Consider the following 18151-nt stretch of genomic DNA (forward strand, 5'->3'; position numbering starts at 1 on the left):
CAAGCGGAGCGGGAACAGCGCCTGCATCCAGGATGCGGCGGATGAGCCCCCGCCCACATTGGATAGAGACCAGGTCTGCCTGTGCATCAATATCTGGGCGGCGTTTTATCCCGAAAGGCTAATGCTGGTCAAGCAGGTCGGCCAACAAATCAGATCTGTCGACGAGCGTGGCGCCCGAAGTTGGGGCGGCTAGAAGACGAACCGGCAAGGTACCGATTCGACAATCGACAGGTAAGCGGATGACGGTTCGCCGTGTTCCGCGAAGGGTGGGTGGGTGGCTTGGCGCAACTCGTTCGGCGATTTGTGAATTTCACATCGATTAGGACGGCTTGGCGCTTTCTCTTAAAATACGGGACTTCGGCGCGGACGGCTTGGCCGCCGCGCTTCCACATACTCCTGTCCCGGTATTCACCCGATGCTAGTCAATGACGATCTGAATCACCACATCCGCCAGGTATTGGATGAACTTGGCATCACCGCCGCCATCCTTGCGCGCAATCCCATCCCGTTTCATCCCGAGCCGGCCCAACTCGTCGTTGCCGAAACCGGCACGGACGGTAGCGAGTACCTGCTCATTCCCGAGGCAGCGCGCGCCTGGGCAGCGATGAAGGAGTCGGCCCGCGAAGACGGTATCGTGATCGAACTCGTATCGGCGTTCCGCAATATCGAGCGGCAGGCCGACATCATCCGCGCCAAGCTTGCGAAGAACATGCCGATCGAAACCATCCTGACCCTGAGCGCACCGCCGGGCTACAGTGAACATCACAGTGGCCGTGCAATCGACATCAACACGCCGGGCTGCGAGGCGACCGAGGAACCGTTCGAGCATACCGACGCATTCCGGTGGCTGTCGCTGCATGCGTCCCGCTTCGGATTCACCTTATCCTACCCGCGCGGAAACAAGCTCGGGTTCATCTACGAGCCCTGGCATTGGTGCTACCAGCCGGGCAGCGCACGGAGCGAGGCATGAAACTCAAGATGGCCGAGAAGTCGCTGTTTGCGATCCTGCTGCGCTCGCCGTGGTGGATCAGCATCCTGATCGCTGCGGTGATTTCGCTGGCGGCGAGTGCGATGCTGCCGAGGCAGGTGGCTGCCTACGGCATTTCCGCCGGACTGCCGTTTCTGGTGGTCGGCATTGTCGCTGCCTGGCGGCAGCTGCGCATGCCAAGTCCCTCGCGTGTTGCGGAACTCATCGAGACCATCAATGCCATGCCCTGGCGCGATTTTGCCAATGCGATCGAGCAGGCTTACAGGCGTGACGGATATGACGTCAAGCGGCTCGCCGGTCCGGCCGCGGACTTCGAGATCGCCAAGGCGGGCCGGACCGTTCTGGTAAGCGCCAAGCGCTGGAAGGCCGCCGGCGCCGGCATCGAACCGCTGCGCGAACTGCAGATGGCAGCGGAGAAAGCCGAGGCGCGCGAGAGCATTTTCATTATGACCGGCCAGCTTTCCGACAACGCGAAAACATTTGCGTCACAGAAGAATATACGTGTCATGCAAGGCAACGGCCTGGCTGAGCTGCTGCAGGGCATTGTGCATCCGCGCAATACCTGAGCCGCAGGACGATATACGGAATAACCCTACTGCCGTCCTTGCAATCGCAAGGGCGCCTCCTAAACTCCTTTGTCCGGGCTTTGCTTTTCAAAGCTCTTCCCCATAAAGGAGTTTCAAATGGAAATGGATGTCAATGACCGTCGCGGCGGTGCCGGGTTTCCGGTCGATCAACCGCTGCAGGCGTTGCGGATGGATCACCAACTTGTCAGCAAGCTGTTCGACAGCTACCTGAACTCGCAGGACATGAACGTCAAGAAAGAAGCCGGCCGGCAGATCCTGATGAATCTGGAATTGCATGATGCATTGGAGCAGACGGTTTTTTATCCGCGTGTGCATGAAGCCGATGCGTCGCTGGTTGATTCCTGCGAAGACGAGCATCAGCAGGTAAGACAGATGCTGGATCAGATCAAAGCGATGGGCGAAGACGACCCGCAGTGCGACCAGATGTATCGCCAGTTGTCGGAGGCCGTCATGAAGCATGTCGAGGTGGAAGAGCAGCAACTGTTCCCGAAAGTGGAGCAGTCCGGCATGGACATGTCGGCTCTCGGTCTGGAGATGCAGGCGTTCGAAGCCAACATGATCAGCGGGCAGGCAAGTGCGATGGGTCAAAAGGATGCACGTACGTAGCACTGCTGCGACTGCAGTGACGTAGCGCTTTTCCTTCCCTTTCCGGGTGCCCGGCAAGGGAAGGGGCATCACGCATTCAAACCTTCAGTCGATAGCCCGTCCTGAAGATCCACCATATTCCGCCAAGGCACAGCACCATGAACACGACGGTCATGCCGAGGCTGATTGCGACGCCGACATCCGACACGCCATAAAAGCTCCAGCGGAATCCGCTGACGAGATACACCACCGGGTTGAAGAGCGTCACCTTTTGCCAGAATGGCGGCAGCATGTTGATGGAGTAAAAGCTGCCCCCAAGGAAAGTGAGCGGCGTGACGATCATGATGGGAACGATCTGCAGCTTTTCCCAGCCATCCGCCCAGATGCCGATGATGAAGCCGAACAGGCTGAAGGTGATCGACGTCAGGATGAGAAAGGCCAGCATCCAGAACGGATGGGCAATCGAATAATCGACGAATAACCGGGCGGTGGCCAGGATGATCAATCCGAGGATTACCGATTTGCTTGCTGCCGCGCCGACGTAACCGATTACGATCTCAAAGGCGGAAATCGGCGCCGACAACACCTCATAAATTGTTCCTGCCCACTTCGGCATGTAAATGCCGAACGACGCGTTGGAAATGCTTTCGGTCAGCACCGACAACATGATGAGCCCAGGCACGATATAGGCGCCGTAGCTGATGCCGTCGATCTGCGCCATGCGCGAGCCGATCGCCGAGCCGAACACGATGAAGTAGAGCGAGGTGGAGATCACCGGCGATGCGATGCTTTGCAGTATTGTCCGCCAGGTGCGCGCCATCTCGAAAACATATATGGCCTTGATTGCATGGATATTCATGGTCGTTCCCCTTTACCATTTCCCTTCACCAGGCTGACGAAGATTTCTTCCAGCGAACTTTCGCTGGTCTGAAGATCCTTGAAGTGGATGCCATGCTCATCCAGTTTCTTCAGCAGCTCCGGTATGCCCATGCGTTCACCCTGCGCATCGAAGGTGTAGACAAGCTGGCTGCCGTCGGACGACAGTTCGAGCCGGTACGCCGACAGATCGGCAGGCACCGCGTCCAGCGGATGCTGCAGATGCAGCGTGAGCTGTTTTTTGCCCAGCTTCTGCATCAGCACCGCCTTGTCCTCGACCAGCAGGATTTCACCTTTGCTGATCACGCCGATACGGTCGGCCATTTCCTCCGCTTCCTCGATATAGTGGGTGGTAAGAATGATGGTGACGCCGCTTTCACGCAGCCGCCGCACCATTTCACACATATCGCGCCGCAATTCGACGTCGACTCCTGCGGTCGGCTCGTCGAGAAACAGGATTTTCGGTTCATGGCTGAGCGCCTTGGCAATCATCACGCGGCGCTTCATGCCGCCGGACAAGGCCATGATTTTCGAGCTGCGTTTATCCCAAAGCGACAAATCCTTCAGCACCTTTTCCAGATAACCGGGATTCGGCGCCTTGCCGAACAGGCCACGGCTGAATTTCACCGTATCCCAGACGGTCTCGAAAGCGTCGGTCGACAATTCCTGCGGCACCAACCCGATCTTGGTACGCGCCGCCCGGTAGTCGCGGGCGATATCGTGGCCGTCCGCCGTCACGGTGCCGCTGCTGGCATTGACGATGCCGCAGACGATGCTGATGAGGGTGGTTTTGCCGGCGCCGTTGGGGCCGAGGAGGGCGAAGATTTCGCCGCGCCGGATATCGAGGTTGATGTTCTTGAGCGCCTGGAATCCAGACGCATATGTCTTGGTCAGCGAATTGACGGAAATAACCGGTTGCACATGGCGTCCTTGTTAAAAGATTAAACGGATGCGGCAAGATATCACCGTTTCGCACAGTGCCGCACGAGGCGCATTCACACATGATGTGGCCGTTGAGATTTTGGCAAATCTCAAAAACTTGCGCTAAATCATTATTCTTGCGCTTGGGGCTGGCAAGTTTCGATGCTGAAGCCTATCCTGAAATCCTAACTTCAGAGAGAGCATCATGACTGGAAGCCATGCGACCGTGCTGTGTGCCATTTCCATCACCGGGTTTCTCGTCCTCCCCGCGCCGGCGGCCGCGAACGGCATATTCTCTCTCTACGAAAGCACGGCTTCCTTACCCGGCAGCCCGGCCTTGCGCCAGTCTGGGACCGGCACAGGCCTGACGCTGCGCGGCGTCGAATGGGGAGGCGATCGCTACAATTCCGCGTCCTTTTACAACCTTCGCATCAGCCAGTTCGGCAGCCGGCATCCGAATTGGGGCGCTGCGCTCGATTTCAGCCATTACGGCACCGGTTACAGCGCGCTTGGACGCGGCCTGGCGTCGGAAAACTTTTGGCGCGGCCCGGCGAACGGCTTGGCAATGCCGGAAAGGCAGGCACAGCGCATGGACATCTCCGGCGGCGTCAACATCCTCAGCCTGAACGGCATCTACCGCTGGCAAAATCCCCGGCTCGCCGGCGGGCGGCTGCAGCCCTATGCGGGTGCTGGACTGGCTTACCGCTTCTCCCAGGCGGATAGCGCCGCCGATCACGATGCGCACGACTATAACGATCAGGCTTCCGGATTCGGCTACCAGGTGCTCGGCGGCCTGGAGTATCGGATGACGCAGCGCATGGCCGCCTTCGTCGAAGCGAAGTTCAACAGCGGCACCGGGCACCTCGGTTTTTCGCATCGTGATCAGGATGCATCGCCAAGCTCCTTCCGCGCGCTGGCGGGGTTTAATTACCGGTTCTAAGCTGGCATGCACAGCCCCTCTATTGCATGCAGGGCTGTTAACTTCTGATCAACCGTGTTGACCTTGCAAGCTTCAAAACAAGAGGCGGAAGCAAGGATGCTATTCGGTGGCGTATTGTCTGAACTGCGGGATGTTCGGCGCGCGCAGGGCAAGCGTTATGCGCTGGAGCCGTTGCCGTGCTGGACTGCATCGCCTCGGGCGCTATCTGGTTTGACATGGAAGCCATCGGCGTCAATGTGCTGATCAACGCACGGCAAAAGGGATGGAGTGCCTCCCCATGCCCGTGCGCTCGTGACGCTGAGCGCATGGGCATGGGAAAGAATCGAATCGACCACAAGCGCCAGTTTCGCGTGCGACTTGCGCAAGTGGCTGCAGATAGGGAGACGTAGGAGAACGGCGGATTCGCGTTAACTCTAATTGATGTCAGACATATGTCGGTGTCTGAGTCCTTTTGGCGCACCGCGCTCAATGTTAATGTCAGCGATGCTATGTGCCTTTACAGTTGCTTCTCTGAGCGCTTCGTAATCGATTCCGGTTCGTTCTTCGCTGTAGACACTTACGCTTCTTTGGATTGCTCCGCTATGGCTTCCTTCCTCTTTAATGGAATTTAAAAAACTCCAATTGATGGAAGAGGCTGACGAAGATTCGGAGGCTGACGCGATTTTTCCTCCGCTCTCAGCGCGTATGCCTCTCCGCACTCCCAGGCTTTGCGCACATGCGGCGAATTTAGCATAGGTAAAGGTGGTGCCAAAACCGATAAGGATGTTGTTAAGAATATTAAAAGAACCTTTGCCGCCGCTTGCTCCCTCCATGAGTTTTAATAAACTTGACATGGTATTGGATATTGCATTCGAACATGCATAAACCCCTTCACGCGCGAGCATTGACCCTACATACCTGCGGTAGATATTGCGGAGTGCTTCAGCGTAGCTTTGATCCTTGACTCCTAATTCAAATGCGAATTCGGCTTGTTTTGCCACTTCGTCCAGTTGAGCGGGCGTGGGTTCCGGCATTCCATGGCCCTGATGGTATTCAGTGAGTTTTTCCTTCGCAAGCTCGGCGCATTTTCTTGTGCGATCCGAGCCGAGGTCCGTCCAGTTAAGCGATTCGCCAATTGCATTTATGAACGCAAATGCCGTCAGGACACTAATCTTCTGCCCCCAAGTATTCTCACGAGTCAAACTCGATCCATTGAGAATGGCTTGTTGCGCTGCATTTTGCCCCAAGTTGACTGCGCCTGATATCACCCCATATTTGACTGCCGACCCCCATGATTCCGAATGGGTCAGGGTTGCATCTCCTGCCTTCGGGCCTGTAAGTATTTCTTGGGCTGTTTCCCGCAGGCCGCCATAAATAGATCCACGAACAACTTCCTTGACCATATTTGTTGCTATCGCCATGAAAAGCGGATTGGAAAGGGCGGTTGCCGCAGATAATTTTCCGATCAGGCACATGGAGAACGCGCCTACTGGCATGAGCGCAGCGCCGCCTGCCAACATCAGCCAGTCTCGTGTGGCTTTCTCCTCCAGCTTCTTCCTTTCGGCATCCGGCATCGCATCAAACTTTTCCGGCGATATCCCAAAATGGGCGGCTATTACACTCGATTTTTGCTTTGCATCGAGGTCGCGAAGATCCATGCTATTTATGAGCGTTCTAATCCGGTAAATTGCAGTACCGGCCAAAAGTCCCGTAAGCACGAGCGGCATTGTATAGTTGCCCTCTTCAAGTTTATCTGAAGTGGCCTGAGCGGAGCATCGTCCCAACGAATCAGATATGCCGACAATCGGTAACTGATATAAAAGAAGATGCAGCTGCTCCGCCGCCATAAGTGACAACGTTTTTTATGAATTTCAAGCCTTTTTCCGATAGCTCCCTTCCATCGGACGTAAACAAATCCTTCACTGATGAAGGTATCAGCCACTGCGGTAACTTTAGTACGGAATCTGCTCTGCCGGACACTGCACGCCCTCCTACGAACGCTACTCCTGTCATCGATTCTTGGGCGAATGTCGCAAGTTGCTTCACCGCTGCAACCGAGGTGTTTATAACCGCCGATCCGGCTGATTTCACAATGTTGTTATATGCTGCGAGGCCAATGTCAAACGATCCATGGTATGCCGCCGAGGCGGTTCTCGCTACACCGCCTGCTGCAGCATGAAGACGCCTCCGCATCGCCGCCCCGCTCCACGCATTGTGAGCTGCAAGTGCAGTCTGCCCAGCGGTTTCTGCATAAGACGTTAGGATTGGTACGCTCGTCGATGCGGTAGGTAACAACGGTTCGTTAAGATGTGTAGGACGAGTCGTGGGATATGAGCGTGATATAGGCGAAGTCATTCTATTGGTACCTTATTATTGTGGGTCAATCTGTTGATTAATCTGCAAATATTGCTTTATGTATTCCAGGTTTTTTCGGAAGACAATGAAGACTGTGCAAGCTTCCTCAATGAGTCCCCTGGAATGCATGGAGAAAATCATTTGTTAGAGTTAATACACCATGCGGGTATTAATGTGGTCTTATTGCAAGGTGCCGATCTTGGCTGATCCATTTGCAATCTCCGAAATTCATAAAGAGGCATCGTTTGCTTAGGGCCCGCGCAGGAATAACTTATGGCGTTTTTTTGTTCTCGCTATAGGACGAGTGTTCGAAAGCTTTACTTATTTATTTTTGCGCGGCTCCTAACGGCCTTGCGGGCAAAAATCGCTTGATAGGCATAATCTGGTATGTACTGACCAAGTTGGCTACGCTAGAAAGATCGTCTCTGTGGCAATCCAACAAAAAAAGTTCCTCCGAAACAGTCCAAGATATAAACAAACGTCTCTTTTCCTGCGCGCAGGACCGTTGCCGTGTGCGCTTGTGATGTCATGGCAGGCGCCGGTTCTCTGCGGGCGATCGAGGTATTGATCGCCGAGCGGCTGGTGGAGCTGAACGATTTGTTCGACGTGGCAGCGCCTCACGCTTGATGACTTGGCTGCCCGGCACATCGTGTTGGCCTTTGATCAGCATGGCCTGATCGTGCTTGGCGGTGTCGAGGTAGCGGAGAAATTCAACGAAATTCCGGCTGCGCAGGGGCTAATCGAATATCTCGGGCTGCAGGTGCGTGTCTTGAGGATGGATGCGTTGCACTGTAATAAAAGCGCTAGCGCTCGCGTTGGGAAGCTAAGCTGACGCACTGGTGCAGGTCAGGGCAACCGGCCGATGCTGCTTGCCGCGCTTGTTTTGTCCTTCGTTTGCTTTAAACTGGCGCGGACTTCATCAACACCGGCCGCCGCGCCAGCGACATTTCCATGATCACAACTGCAACATCCTCCGCTCCATCCCTTCCGCTCGACATGATCATCTTCGGTGGCGCCGGCGACCTGTCGGTCCGCAAACTGCTGCCGGCGTTGTACATGGCGCATCTGCACGGTAACCTGCCGCCCTCGACCCGCATCATTGCCACCGGGCGTCATGATTATGACCGGGCCGGTTATCTGGAATTCGTGCAGGCGAAATCGCAGCCGTTCATCAACGAGCGGAACTTTGAGCAGGAGGCATGGCGGGAATTTCTTCGCATGCTGGATTATGTCTGTCTCGATGCAACCGACGCCGCCGGGTACGCCGCACTTGCCAAGTCGTCGCGGCAGGGCGTGCAGCGCGCCTTCTATCTCGCCACCGCGCCCAGCCTCTTTACCACCATCTGCGAAAACCTCGCCGCCAGCGATATGATCGATGGCAACAGCCGCGTGGTACTCGAAAAGCCGCTCGGCCACGATCTGAACTCGGCGCGTGAAATCAATTCGGCAGTGGGAAAGCATTTCAGCGAATCGCAGATTTACCGGATCGACCACTATCTCGGCAAGGAAACGGTGCAGAACCTGATGGTGCTGCGCTTCGGCAACGGCATCCTTGAACCGCTCTGGCGGGCGCCGAATATCGTCAGCGTACAGATCACCGTTGCGGAAACCGTCGGCGTCGGCAGCCGAGCCGGCTTCTACGACGAGACCGGCGCACTGCGCGACATGGTGCAGAACCATCTGCTGCAATTGCTGTGCATCATTGCGATGGAGCCGCCGGTGTCGCTCGACCCGGATGCAGTCCGCGACGAAAAGCTGAAGGTAATCCGGTCGCTGCGCCGCATGACGCTGGGCGACATCGCGCGCGATACTGTGCGCGGCCAGTACACTGCCGGAGCCGCCGCCGGCGAAGTGGTCAAGGCTTACCGCGACGAAGCCGGCGTGCCGCCGGACAGCCGCACCGAAACCTTTGTCGCGCTGCGGACCTATGTCGACAACTGGCGCTGGGCCCATGTGCCGTTCTTCCTGCGCACCGGCAAGCGCATGCAGAAGCAACTGTCGCAGATCGTCATCGAATTCGCCGATCCGCCGCTCTCCATTTTTCCGGACGCGCCGCGCAGCCGCGCCAATCGCCTCGTGATACGGCTTCAGCCGGAGGAATCGGTGCAGTTGCAGCTGATGGCGAAGCAGCCGGGCAGTGGCATGCATATGTTGCCGGTCAATCTGAACCTCGATCTGCAATCGGCGTTTTCGCAGCGACGCGCGGAGGCCTATGAACGCCTCCTCATCGATGTGGTGCGCGGACGCCTTACCCACTTCATGCGGCGCGACGAACTCGAAGCAGCATGGTCGTGGGCGGACCCGATCCTGGCCGGATGGAAGGAACTCGGCGAAAAGCCGCAACTCTATACCGCCGGCAGCTGGGGCCCGGATGCATCAGGGGCATTACTTGCCCGGCAGGGATTTTCCTGGATCGAATAATCCGCGCGGCTCGCCTCGAAATTCCAAACAGCGCAGTCGTTGAGCCAGTGCAACGCACCGGTGGCCATACCCGACATACTTGTCCCTGATGCGCGCCTGCGGCGGATGACGGCAATCCGGCCGTCCTTGAATTGCTGCGGGCACGCCAACGACAAGGAAGCCCGCAGTGAAACAGCGATGGACCAGCGGCAACAAGATCACCCTGCTTGAAAACGGAGAACAGTTCTTCCCGAGGGTATTCGAGGTGATCGCCGCCGCACGGCAGGAAGTGGTGCTCGAAACCTTCATCCTCTACGAGGACAAGGTGGGCAAGGCACTGCATTCCGCATTGCTCGCCGCCGCCGCCAACGGCGCGCGGGTCGATGTTACGGTGGATGCGTTCGGCTCGCCGGACCTGTCGGATGAATATATCGCTTCGCTAACTTCGGCCGGCGTGAAGATCCATGTGTTCGATCCCGCGCCGAAGCTATTTCGGCGCATCAATTACTTTCGCCGCATGCATCGCAAGATCGTCGTGGTGGATGGTGTGCGCGCCTTCGTCGGCGGCATCAATTATTCCGCCGACCATCTGGGCGATTTCGGTCCGGAGGCGAAGCAGGACTACGCGATTGAAATCGAAGGTCCGATCGTCGGGCAGATCCGCAAGTTCGCCTATGATGCGATTGTCGAAGGCAACCCTGACCGGCGCTGGTATCAGCGCCGTCCCAAGTCATTCGCCGACGCGGTGCCAAAATCGCCACCGGTCACAGGCACGGCGGATGCCATGTTCGTCTGGCGCGACAATCACCACCACAGGCGTGATATCGAACGGCATTACCGCGTCGCCATCCGCCTGGCGCGCCGGCGGGTCATCATCGCCAATGCGTATTTCTTCCCCGGCTATGCTTTCCTGAGAGAGCTGCGCAAGGCGGCCCGGCGCGGCGTGGAAGTGACGCTCATTTTGCAAGGCAATCCGGACATGCGCATCGTGCAGATCGCAGCTGCGATGCTGTATCACCACCTGCTGCGCGCCGGCGTGCGCATCTACGAATATTGCGACCGGCCGCTGCATGGCAAGGTGGCGCTGGTGGACGATGAATGGGCGACAGTCGGGTCGAGCAACCTTGATCCGCTCAGTCTGACGCTCAACCTGGAAGCGAACGTCATGATCCGCGATCGCACCTTCAACCGGCAATTGGCCGACAACCTGCAGAACTTGATGCAAAACAGCTGCAAGCGGATTGAAGCCGCCGACCTCCAGGAGTCCAGCGCATTGCGCCAGGTGAGAAGCTTCTTTTTGTTCCCGCTGCTGCGGCGGTTTCCTGCCTGGGCCGGGTGGCTGCCCGCCCATGCGCCGAAGCTGACGCCGCTGAGGGCGGCGCAGATCCGGAACGGGGCGGACCGGCTGGATGAAAAGGCGTGGTCGTGAACGACACATCCGACGCGGCGCGACGTCCTGCAGGGCAAGGTTTGACATCCAGGCCCTGGTGGCCATGGGTGAAGCGTGCGGTGAAGATCGCGTTCTTCGGTGTGGTTGCCTATCTTCTCGTAACCCAGGCGCGTTCGGTCGAGTGGGACGAAGTCGTTGCGGCGATCGGCCGGCGATCGGCGCAGGGATTGTGGCTGGCGGCGGCCCTTGCCGCGGCGAGCCATGCACTCTACAGCTGCTTTGATCTGCTGGGCCGGCACGTTACCGGCCATCCGCTGAAAACGCGGCAGGTCATGACCGTCACCTTCATCAGCTATACCTTCAACCTCAATATGGGTTCGCTGATCGGCGGCGTCGCATTTCGTTACCGCCTCTATTCACGGCTCGGCCTGGATGCCGACGTCATCACCCGCGTGCTCGGCATGAGCATGCTGACCAACTGGCTCGGGTATCTGCTGCTTGCGGGGCTGGTCTTCTGGTGGTGGCCGATTGCGCCGCCACCCGACTGGAAGCTCGATACCACAGGACTGCGGGCGATGGGTATCGGTCTTTTTGCGACCGCCATCGCATACATGTTGCTGTGCGCATTTTCGAGCCGCCGCACCTGGACGATACGCGGACACGACATCACGCTGCCGTCGCTGAGGCTCGCGCTGGTGCAACTGGCGATGTCCACTGCCAACTGGATGCTGATCGGCGGCATCGTCTACATGCTGCTGGAACAGAAGATCGCCTACCCGACGGTGCTCGGGGTGCTGCTGGTCGCCGCCATCGCCGGTGTGATTACCCACGTGCCGGCAGGCCTCGGCGTCATCGAGACGGTCTTCGTCACGCTGCTGTCGCATGAAATGCCAAGGCATGAACTACTGGCGGCTCTGCTCGCCTATCGCGCCCTCTACTACCTCATACCGCTGGCGGTGGCCACGCTGGTGTACTTCATCGTGGAAGCCCGCGCCAAGCGGGCCGGCGCAACGTCGAACACGCCGGGAACCAAAGGGAAGTAATTCCCACTCACACCTTGAATCCGGCTTGCACCACCTATCGGCCGCGACATTGCAAGATCAAATGAACCTTCTGTTCCGACACAATCATGATTCCTCCGCACCATCCGCTGCAGCCTTTGTCCGCAGCAGTCCCGCCGCTTGCCAATCAACCAAAGCAGCATGCGGATCGATCAATCCCTACCGCCGCTGCCGGTCCGAGCGGCCCACCAAACACGGAAACCGTATTTCGCCCCGGCTCACCGGGACTTAGGCAAAAATGGATCGGGCAGCAGCATGCCATGCGCATCAAGCAGGAATTCCTGAACATGCTGAACCGATTGTTCGCGGACCCCGGTACCGGCAGGGCGCTGCTGCCGATGGTCGAGGCATGGGATGCGGTTCGCAAGCTTGATGAAGAAAGGCACGGCAACAAGGATCTGGAACTATCCCACCTGGTCGGGCGCCTTCGCGACAGTGTGCAGGACAAGACGCATCCCTTGAATCGCGACGCGGTGCTATTGAGCGCTATCCTGACCCGGCCGCTCGGCGAGGATGCGCCTTCGCTGGAGGATTTTCTTGTGCAAACGGTGTATCCGAAATTCGACTTAGGCGTGTCATATGATCGTGAACAATGGGCGCATGCAACGCTCAGGGACATCAAAAGGCATGTGGCGCCGATCGCGACCGAGGCGCAGTTCTACAGTGCGGCGGGACGGGCGCTGCTTCTGAAAAGCGTGCTGCATATGACAGGCAACTCGACGGACGGAAGCGCCGTCGAGGTCAAGCCGATGGATGAGCTGGACTTGTACGACAGCGGCGACGTATTGCAGTTTGCAATATCGGCCTTTCCCAAAACCTCGGAAGGGGACGACGGTGTCATCATGTTCCACGATTTTTACATGGACGACCCGTTGGAAAAGCGGGGCTTTCACTACGAGGCCTAGCCGGCACGCGCTTGCGCGTCAAATCCGCCCGAGAAACCAATTCACCGCAAACTGCGCCACTTCACCGGGAATGGCGTGGCCGCCGTCGAATTCGTCATACATCACTTCATATTCCGCACGGCGCAGCCGCGGCACGATTTTCCTGCTGCACGGCTCGATCGGAAGGACTTCGTCCTGGTTGCCGTGCGAGATAAATACCTTCGGCTGTCCGCGCGGCGTGATCGGCGCGATGAAACCCGGCGAAAACGCGATAACGTGGGTGAATAAATCTCCGTTCGCCAATCCCAAGGTCAGCGCATACGACGCGCCGTCGGAAAAGCCGCCGATCGCCAGGCGGTCCGGGTTCACCGCATAGTGGGCGAACACATGCTTCAGCGCCTGATCCACCATGGCCACATCCGCGCCGTACGACCGGTTGGCAATCACATCCCAGGTATGCGAAGTCGATGCGGGTGCGATCAGGATCAGGCCGCTATCGTCCGCAAGATGCTGCAACAGGTCCAGCCCGTGCCGGGAATGGCCGCCCGCGCCGTGCAAAAGCAATACCAGCGGCGCCGGGACCGCCGGATCGTAGCGGGAAGGTACGTAAAAGTAACTATCGCGTGCGCCCCCGACATCGAATTTCTGCATGCCCGACTTGGCCGGGCCATCGGGTGTGGAAGGGCGCGCCTGCAAGCGTGCGTCAACGGACATTGCCGGCTCCAGACTGAATAAAAAACATTAGAGCGTCGTTCCGCGCCGGGTTCCCCGCACATGGTTCAAGTAACCGGACGATGCCGGGAATACGCTGTTGTATAAATGAAAACCTTTGTAGATCTTAATCGATCCGATTGATATATGTCATGGACAATGTATTGCATATAACTTTAATACACGCAATAATTGCCTTGAGTTAAGTTTTTGTCTTGGACAATCTTTTATACAGGAAGAATATGGAGCCCGTCGCAGGTCAAGTATTGACGCCCGAGTACAGGGAAAACCTGGTTGCATTGTCGTACGTGATATCCGTGTTCGGCGCGTTTGCGGCCTTGCAGTGCGCCCGGTGGATGATCCGCCCCGACGGACGAACCGACTGGGCAATGGTGGCAGGCGCGGCCGTGTCGCTCGGCGGGGTGGGCATATGGGCAATGCATTTCATCGGCATGCTTGCCTATCGAGTCGGCGTAAACGTCAGCTATGAGGTCATTCCGACGATCGGGTCATTGATCGCCGCGATCGGCTTGTCCGGCCTGGCGCTCTACCTTACCGGCGGGCGGGGCAAATTCCGGGTTTCGGGATGGCTGACCGGAAGCCTTCTGGCCGGCCTCGGCGTGGCCGCCATGCATTACATCGGCATGTACGCGATGAACATGCGGGCGACCATGTCGCTGGATCTTTCCACTGTCGGACTGTCGGTCCTGATCGCGGTCGGCGCCGCTGCCGCCGCGCTGTGGATGGCGTTCAATGTCTCAAGGTGGACCTACCGGCTGGCAGCCGCATTCGTGATGGGCATCGCGGTCTGCATGATGCACTACGTCGGCATGACCGCCGCGACGCTTGTCTGCACCAGTGCCGAACCGGCCGGTTTCCTGACGATGCGCGCATGGCGCATGGAGTTCTGGGTGGTGCTCGTGTCGGTCGGCGTATTGAGCTACGTGTTCTGGATCTCCACCTCACGCCTGATGGACAAGGCGCTGGCCACCGCCTAGGCGGTATTTGATAAGCTGCCGCGAAGTTCGGCACTGCGCCTGCGGTGCCCGGCATACTTCCGTAAGCGTGCGCTCCCCGGTGCAGCGCCGAACCGCTCGCGGTGCTTGTCAAATAAACCCTGGTCGACCTGAATCCCTGGCTGAAAACCGGTTCGCCTCGACTTCCTGCCGGCATTCCGCGTGCCGGCAGCGCACCGCCCCTGCCGTTTCGAAACCTTTTCCCATCCTGTTTTCGCCCTGTTGCAAATCGCCATGCGGCGTTCGGTTCACGGTTCCAGTGCGTATATAATTGCCGTCAGGCTTTGCATTTCTCTCCAGAAATGTCTTCTGCCTAAGTCACACACGGTCTTGTTGGACCTTACAGCCGCGAATCTTATTGGTTGCGCCACGCTCCTCTTGCTGCCGGAGTTAGTGTTGCTTTTTGGCGATACACATGTTGAAACCGGGTCAACCTTTAAAAAAACCACTGGCATACGACGTCTGCCTGCCGGTGTACGACCTGCGCCTGGGCATGTTCGTATCCGACGTGGACTGCGGCTGGAAAAAAACGCCGTTCGAGCTCGAAGGCGTCCTGATCACCGAAAAGCGGCAGATCGAGATCCTTCAAAAGGTCGCCCAGTATGTCAATGTCGATCCGACCCGCAGCCACGATGCGGCACTCAAAGAATATCTCGATCGTATTCTCAGCAGCGGCAAATACTTTGGGCTGCAGGAGGCGGACACCCTCGGCGGTATGACGATTGCCGATAAGAATGCGGCCCTCGGCTCCAGTGATCCCTCACTGGCAATCCAGAATTTCCTCGCAAACGGCAACGGGTCGTCACCTCCGGCGTCTTCCAACATCAGCTACGATCGCGAAGCCGCCAGCGGCGGCATGCCATGGTGGAAGCGCCTTCTTCCCGGTGGTGGGGCAAAAGTACGAGCCCGATCGCGCGACGCATTGCCACCGCCGTCCAGGCCGTCCTATGTGCCGCCCGAGATACCGCTGGTTTCCTATCCCCAGCCGGAATTCAACTGGCTCGCCGTCCCGGCGTCGTTGGATGCCTGCAAGACCACGGTTAGGCTGCTGGACGACATCACGACCGGCATTTCATTGCGCCATACCACCGATATACGCAAGGTGGAGCGGGCAGCCGAATCCCTGGCGCTGCATATGATTGCCCACCCTAGCGCAATGATGTGGGCGGCGAAAATACACCAGACCGACAACCGTCTTTACCAGCGAAGCCTGGAGGCCGGGATTTACCTGACGGCGATGGGGCGGCATCTCGGCTTCGGTCGCGAACCGCTCGCCGACCTCGCGATGATCGGCATACTGCTCGATCTGGGCAAGACCCAGCTCACGCCGTCGCTGCTCGAAAAGCAAGGGCGCTATAACGATAGCGAAATGCAACGCGCCCGCCAGCATGTGGATCTCGGTGTCGCCATGCTGTCCGAGTCGGAATCCGACATGTTGCCGCCTGCCGTGCTGCGGGCGATCGCGGAACATCACGAGCAGATCGACGGCAAGGGCTATCCGAAGGGACTGTCCGCGCACGAGATATCCATTTACGGTCGCATGGCTGCCGTGGTGGATGGCTATGTCGCGATGATCAATCCGCGTCCCTATGCCGAGACCTATTCGCCTTTCGACGCCATCAAGCAGTTGTTCGCCGGCGCCGACAACCGCTGGTTCGGTCCCCTCATAGAGCAGTTCGTGCAATCGATCGGCGTCTTCCCGATCGGCTCGCTGGTCGAACTGAACAGCGGCCATGTCGCCATCGTCATCCAGCACAACCCGCTGCGGCGCCTGGAGCCGCGCATATTGCTGGTGACTCATAAGGACAAAACCCGCCGTACGCCGCCGATGCAGATCGACATGTTCAAGCACAATGCCCGCAGCAAGCGCCGCAACCTGCAGATACGCAGAGGCCTGACTGACGGTAGCTACGGAATCGACTCGCGCGACTTTTATTTCGGTGCGCAATGAAGTTGCGCCAGCATTTTCTCAAGTGGCGTCAGGCTAATTCGGCCGTCGACACAGGTTCGCTCATGCCGAAGGAATTCGTCAGGCGGCTGGACGCGAACATCGAACAGCGAAGCCCGCCGGCGACAATCGCCTTGCTCGTGGTTTCGCTCGCGCGCAGCGACCGGCTGGAAGCAATACTCGACGAAGCCGGCAGCGCGGCCGTGCGGGAAGAACTGTTGCGTCGGGTCCGATCCGTGCTGCGGGAAAGTGACTACCTCGCGATGCCGTCCAGCGATGAAGTATGGGTTGCGCTGACACAGCTATCGTCGCCCACGATCGCGGACCTTGCGGCTTCCAATCTGATCCGCCTGCTGGAAAGACCGATTCCCGATTGCGATCCGGTGGTGACCGTACGACCCGTGATTGGCGTCGCACTGTGCGGGCAGACACGTACCACCGCGACACGCATGCTGAAGGCCGCGCTTGGCGCGCAACAGGAAGCGCGTGCCGCCAGCCGTCGCTACAGCGTCGTCGCGACCGGAACGGAAATCGGCGAAATGAGCCGCACTGTCATGGCGGCCCTGCAATCCGCACTGGCGCAAAACCGTCTGTCGCTGGCGTACCAGCCCAAGGTGGACTTGCATACCGGTCAGGTAGCCGGCATCGAAGCACTGGTGCGCTGGCCGGCGGATGCGCGCTCCGGCTGGACGCCTACCCTCCTGGTGGATACCGCCGAGAGGTACGGCATGATCGGTGAACTGACCCGTTTCGTTGTCCATACCGCACTTAGGGAATATGTGACGGTGCTTGCGGGTGCGCGTATCGGCATACTGTGGGTGAACTTGTCCGCATCCATGCTCAACGAGCCCGGTCTGCCCGCCCTGTTGCAGCAAGCCGCGAATGTCTGGGGCGTGCCTTGCGATCAGATCGGACTGGAGGTCACGGAAAGCACCCTGCTCAACGATGCAGAGCTGTCCATCAAAACCTTGCATGCACTGGCCAAGCTGGGATTCAGCCTGGCGATCGATGACTTCGGCACCGGATACTCGTCGCTGCTTTACCTCAGGCGTTTTCCGCTGGTCGAACTCAAGATAGACAAGCTGTTTGTCGAACATATGGCTTCGTCGGTGGTCGATGCCCAGATCGTGCGGGCGGTGATCGATCTCGCGCACAATTTCAAGCTCAAGGTAGTGGCAGAAGGCGCCGAGGATGAAGCGACGCTTGCCATTCTGCGGCAGATGGGGTGCGACCAGGTGCAAGGGTATGTCTATTCGAAACCGGTTCCGGCAGCCACTCTGGCTGAATGGGCGAGCCAGTGGGCACGTTCAACCTAACTGCGGGCTGGTCAAACGCACTTTACCGCGCCAACGGTATCTGTCTGCGCTGTTTCGATCGAAACGCTCGGCCTTCCAGGCATGACGCGCATGCCGACGCGTTCCTGCGATAGGCGAAGTCTTTCGATTCGTGCGGGGGTATGGACGAAAGGGGAGGGCAGGGTTGGCGGCGAACCGGAGGCGAAGGCCGGTCC

The 18151-nt window shown here is 58.4% G+C and carries 16 protein-coding genes and 1 pseudogene; 13 read left to right on the plus strand and 4 right to left on the minus strand.

What is annotated here, in order from left to right; all coding sequences use genetic code 11:
* From VGU61_RS13750 to VGU61_RS13765, 4 genes are all read left to right on the plus strand, one after another.
* Window positions 1-193: hypothetical protein (locus tag VGU61_RS13750; protein WP_326859712.1), on the plus strand; the 193-nt coding region annotated here is incomplete at its 5' end.
* A 222-nt stretch (window positions 194-415) separates the two neighbouring features.
* Window positions 416-970, plus strand: coding sequence for a M15 family metallopeptidase (locus VGU61_RS13755; protein ID WP_326859713.1), 555 nt, complete (start codon window positions 416-418; stop codon window positions 968-970).
* Window positions 967-1554: a restriction endonuclease gene (locus VGU61_RS13760; RefSeq protein WP_326859714.1), complete on the plus strand. Its 588-nt coding sequence runs from the start codon at window positions 967-969 to the stop codon at window positions 1552-1554. The genes VGU61_RS13755 and VGU61_RS13760 overlap by 4 nt, the downstream gene beginning before the upstream one ends.
* Before the next feature lie 117 nt (window positions 1555-1671).
* Window positions 1672-2181 carry a hemerythrin domain-containing protein gene (locus VGU61_RS13765; RefSeq protein ID WP_326859715.1) on the plus strand — a complete coding sequence of 170 codons (510 nt, stop codon included), beginning with the start codon at window positions 1672-1674 and terminating at the stop codon, window positions 2179-2181.
* A 76-nt stretch (window positions 2182-2257) separates the two neighbouring features.
* Here VGU61_RS13765 and VGU61_RS13770 read toward each other — a convergent pair whose 3' ends face one another.
* Together VGU61_RS13770 and VGU61_RS13775 are read right to left on the minus strand one after the other, a co-directional pair.
* Entirely contained in the window at window positions 2258-3019 is a 762-nt protein-coding gene (locus VGU61_RS13770) for an ABC transporter permease (RefSeq protein WP_326859716.1), read from the minus strand.
* Window positions 3016-3957, minus strand: coding sequence for an ABC transporter ATP-binding protein (locus VGU61_RS13775; RefSeq protein WP_326859717.1), 942 nt, complete (start codon window positions 3955-3957; stop codon window positions 3016-3018). Before VGU61_RS13775 ends, VGU61_RS13770 begins: the two co-directional genes overlap by 4 nt.
* Window positions 3958-4162: 205 nt before the next feature.
* On the opposite strand from VGU61_RS13775, the gene VGU61_RS13780 reads away from it, so the two are divergent.
* The gene (locus tag VGU61_RS13780) at window positions 4163-4897 is read left to right on the plus strand and encodes a hypothetical protein (protein WP_326859718.1); all 735 of its coding nucleotides are present in this window, start codon (window positions 4163-4165) and stop codon (window positions 4895-4897) included.
* Window positions 4898-5061: 164 nt separating this feature from the next.
* Window positions 5062-5275 (plus strand): annotated as a pseudogene (locus VGU61_RS13785) (alanine--glyoxylate aminotransferase family protein); the annotation flags it as partial.
* Window positions 5276-5310: 35 nt separating this feature from the next.
* Here VGU61_RS13785 and VGU61_RS13790 read toward each other — a convergent pair.
* On the minus strand, window positions 5311-6723 hold the full coding sequence (locus tag VGU61_RS13790; protein ID WP_326859719.1) for a hypothetical protein: 1413 nt from the start codon (window positions 6721-6723) through the stop codon (window positions 5311-5313).
* Window positions 6724-8182: 1459 nt separating this feature from the next.
* On the opposite strand from VGU61_RS13790, the gene zwf reads away from it, so the two are divergent.
* From zwf to VGU61_RS13810, 4 genes are all read left to right on the plus strand, one after another.
* Window positions 8183-9652 carry a glucose-6-phosphate dehydrogenase gene (zwf, locus tag VGU61_RS13795; RefSeq protein ID WP_326859720.1) on the plus strand — a complete coding sequence of 490 codons (1470 nt, stop codon included), beginning with the start codon at window positions 8183-8185 and terminating at the stop codon, window positions 9650-9652.
* A 166-nt stretch (window positions 9653-9818) separates the two neighbouring features.
* Window positions 9819-11060 carry a cardiolipin synthase ClsB gene (gene clsB / locus VGU61_RS13800; protein WP_326859721.1) on the plus strand — a complete coding sequence of 414 codons (1242 nt, stop codon included), beginning with the start codon at window positions 9819-9821 and terminating at the stop codon, window positions 11058-11060.
* Complete coding sequence (locus VGU61_RS13805; RefSeq protein WP_326859722.1) at window positions 11057-12064, plus strand: lysylphosphatidylglycerol synthase domain-containing protein; 1008 nt, start codon at window positions 11057-11059, stop codon at window positions 12062-12064. The genes clsB and VGU61_RS13805 overlap by 4 nt, the downstream gene beginning before the upstream one ends.
* Before the next feature lie 278 nt (window positions 12065-12342).
* A complete protein-coding gene (locus VGU61_RS13810; RefSeq protein WP_326859723.1) occupies window positions 12343-12987 on the plus strand; it encodes a hypothetical protein in 645 nt (214 codons plus the stop codon).
* An 18-nt stretch (window positions 12988-13005) separates the two neighbouring features.
* Here VGU61_RS13810 and VGU61_RS13815 read toward each other — a convergent pair whose 3' ends face one another.
* The gene (locus tag VGU61_RS13815) at window positions 13006-13680 is read right to left on the minus strand and encodes an alpha/beta hydrolase (protein WP_326859724.1); all 675 of its coding nucleotides are present in this window, start codon (window positions 13678-13680) and stop codon (window positions 13006-13008) included.
* A 239-nt stretch (window positions 13681-13919) separates the two neighbouring features.
* Here VGU61_RS13815 and VGU61_RS13820 point away from each other — a divergent pair, with 239 nt between their 5' ends.
* From VGU61_RS13820 to VGU61_RS13830, 3 genes are all read left to right on the plus strand, one after another.
* Window positions 13920-14675 (plus strand): MHYT domain-containing protein, encoded by a 756-nt coding sequence (locus tag VGU61_RS13820; protein ID WP_326859725.1) that lies wholly within the window; start codon window positions 13920-13922, stop codon window positions 14673-14675.
* Window positions 14676-15108: 433 nt separating this feature from the next.
* Window positions 15109-16644: an HD-GYP domain-containing protein gene (locus VGU61_RS13825; RefSeq protein WP_326859726.1), complete on the plus strand. Its 1536-nt coding sequence runs from the start codon at window positions 15109-15111 to the stop codon at window positions 16642-16644.
* A gap of 62 nt (window positions 16645-16706) precedes the next feature.
* Window positions 16707-17957, plus strand: a complete 1251-nt coding sequence (locus VGU61_RS13830; RefSeq protein WP_326859727.1) for a GGDEF domain-containing phosphodiesterase — start codon at window positions 16707-16709, stop codon at window positions 17955-17957.
* Window positions 17958-18151: the final 194 nt, after the last annotated feature.

Origin of the sequence: Noviherbaspirillum sp. (assembly GCF_035944575.1) — a bacterium.
Taxonomy (GTDB): domain Bacteria; phylum Pseudomonadota; class Gammaproteobacteria; order Burkholderiales; family Burkholderiaceae_D; genus Noviherbaspirillum.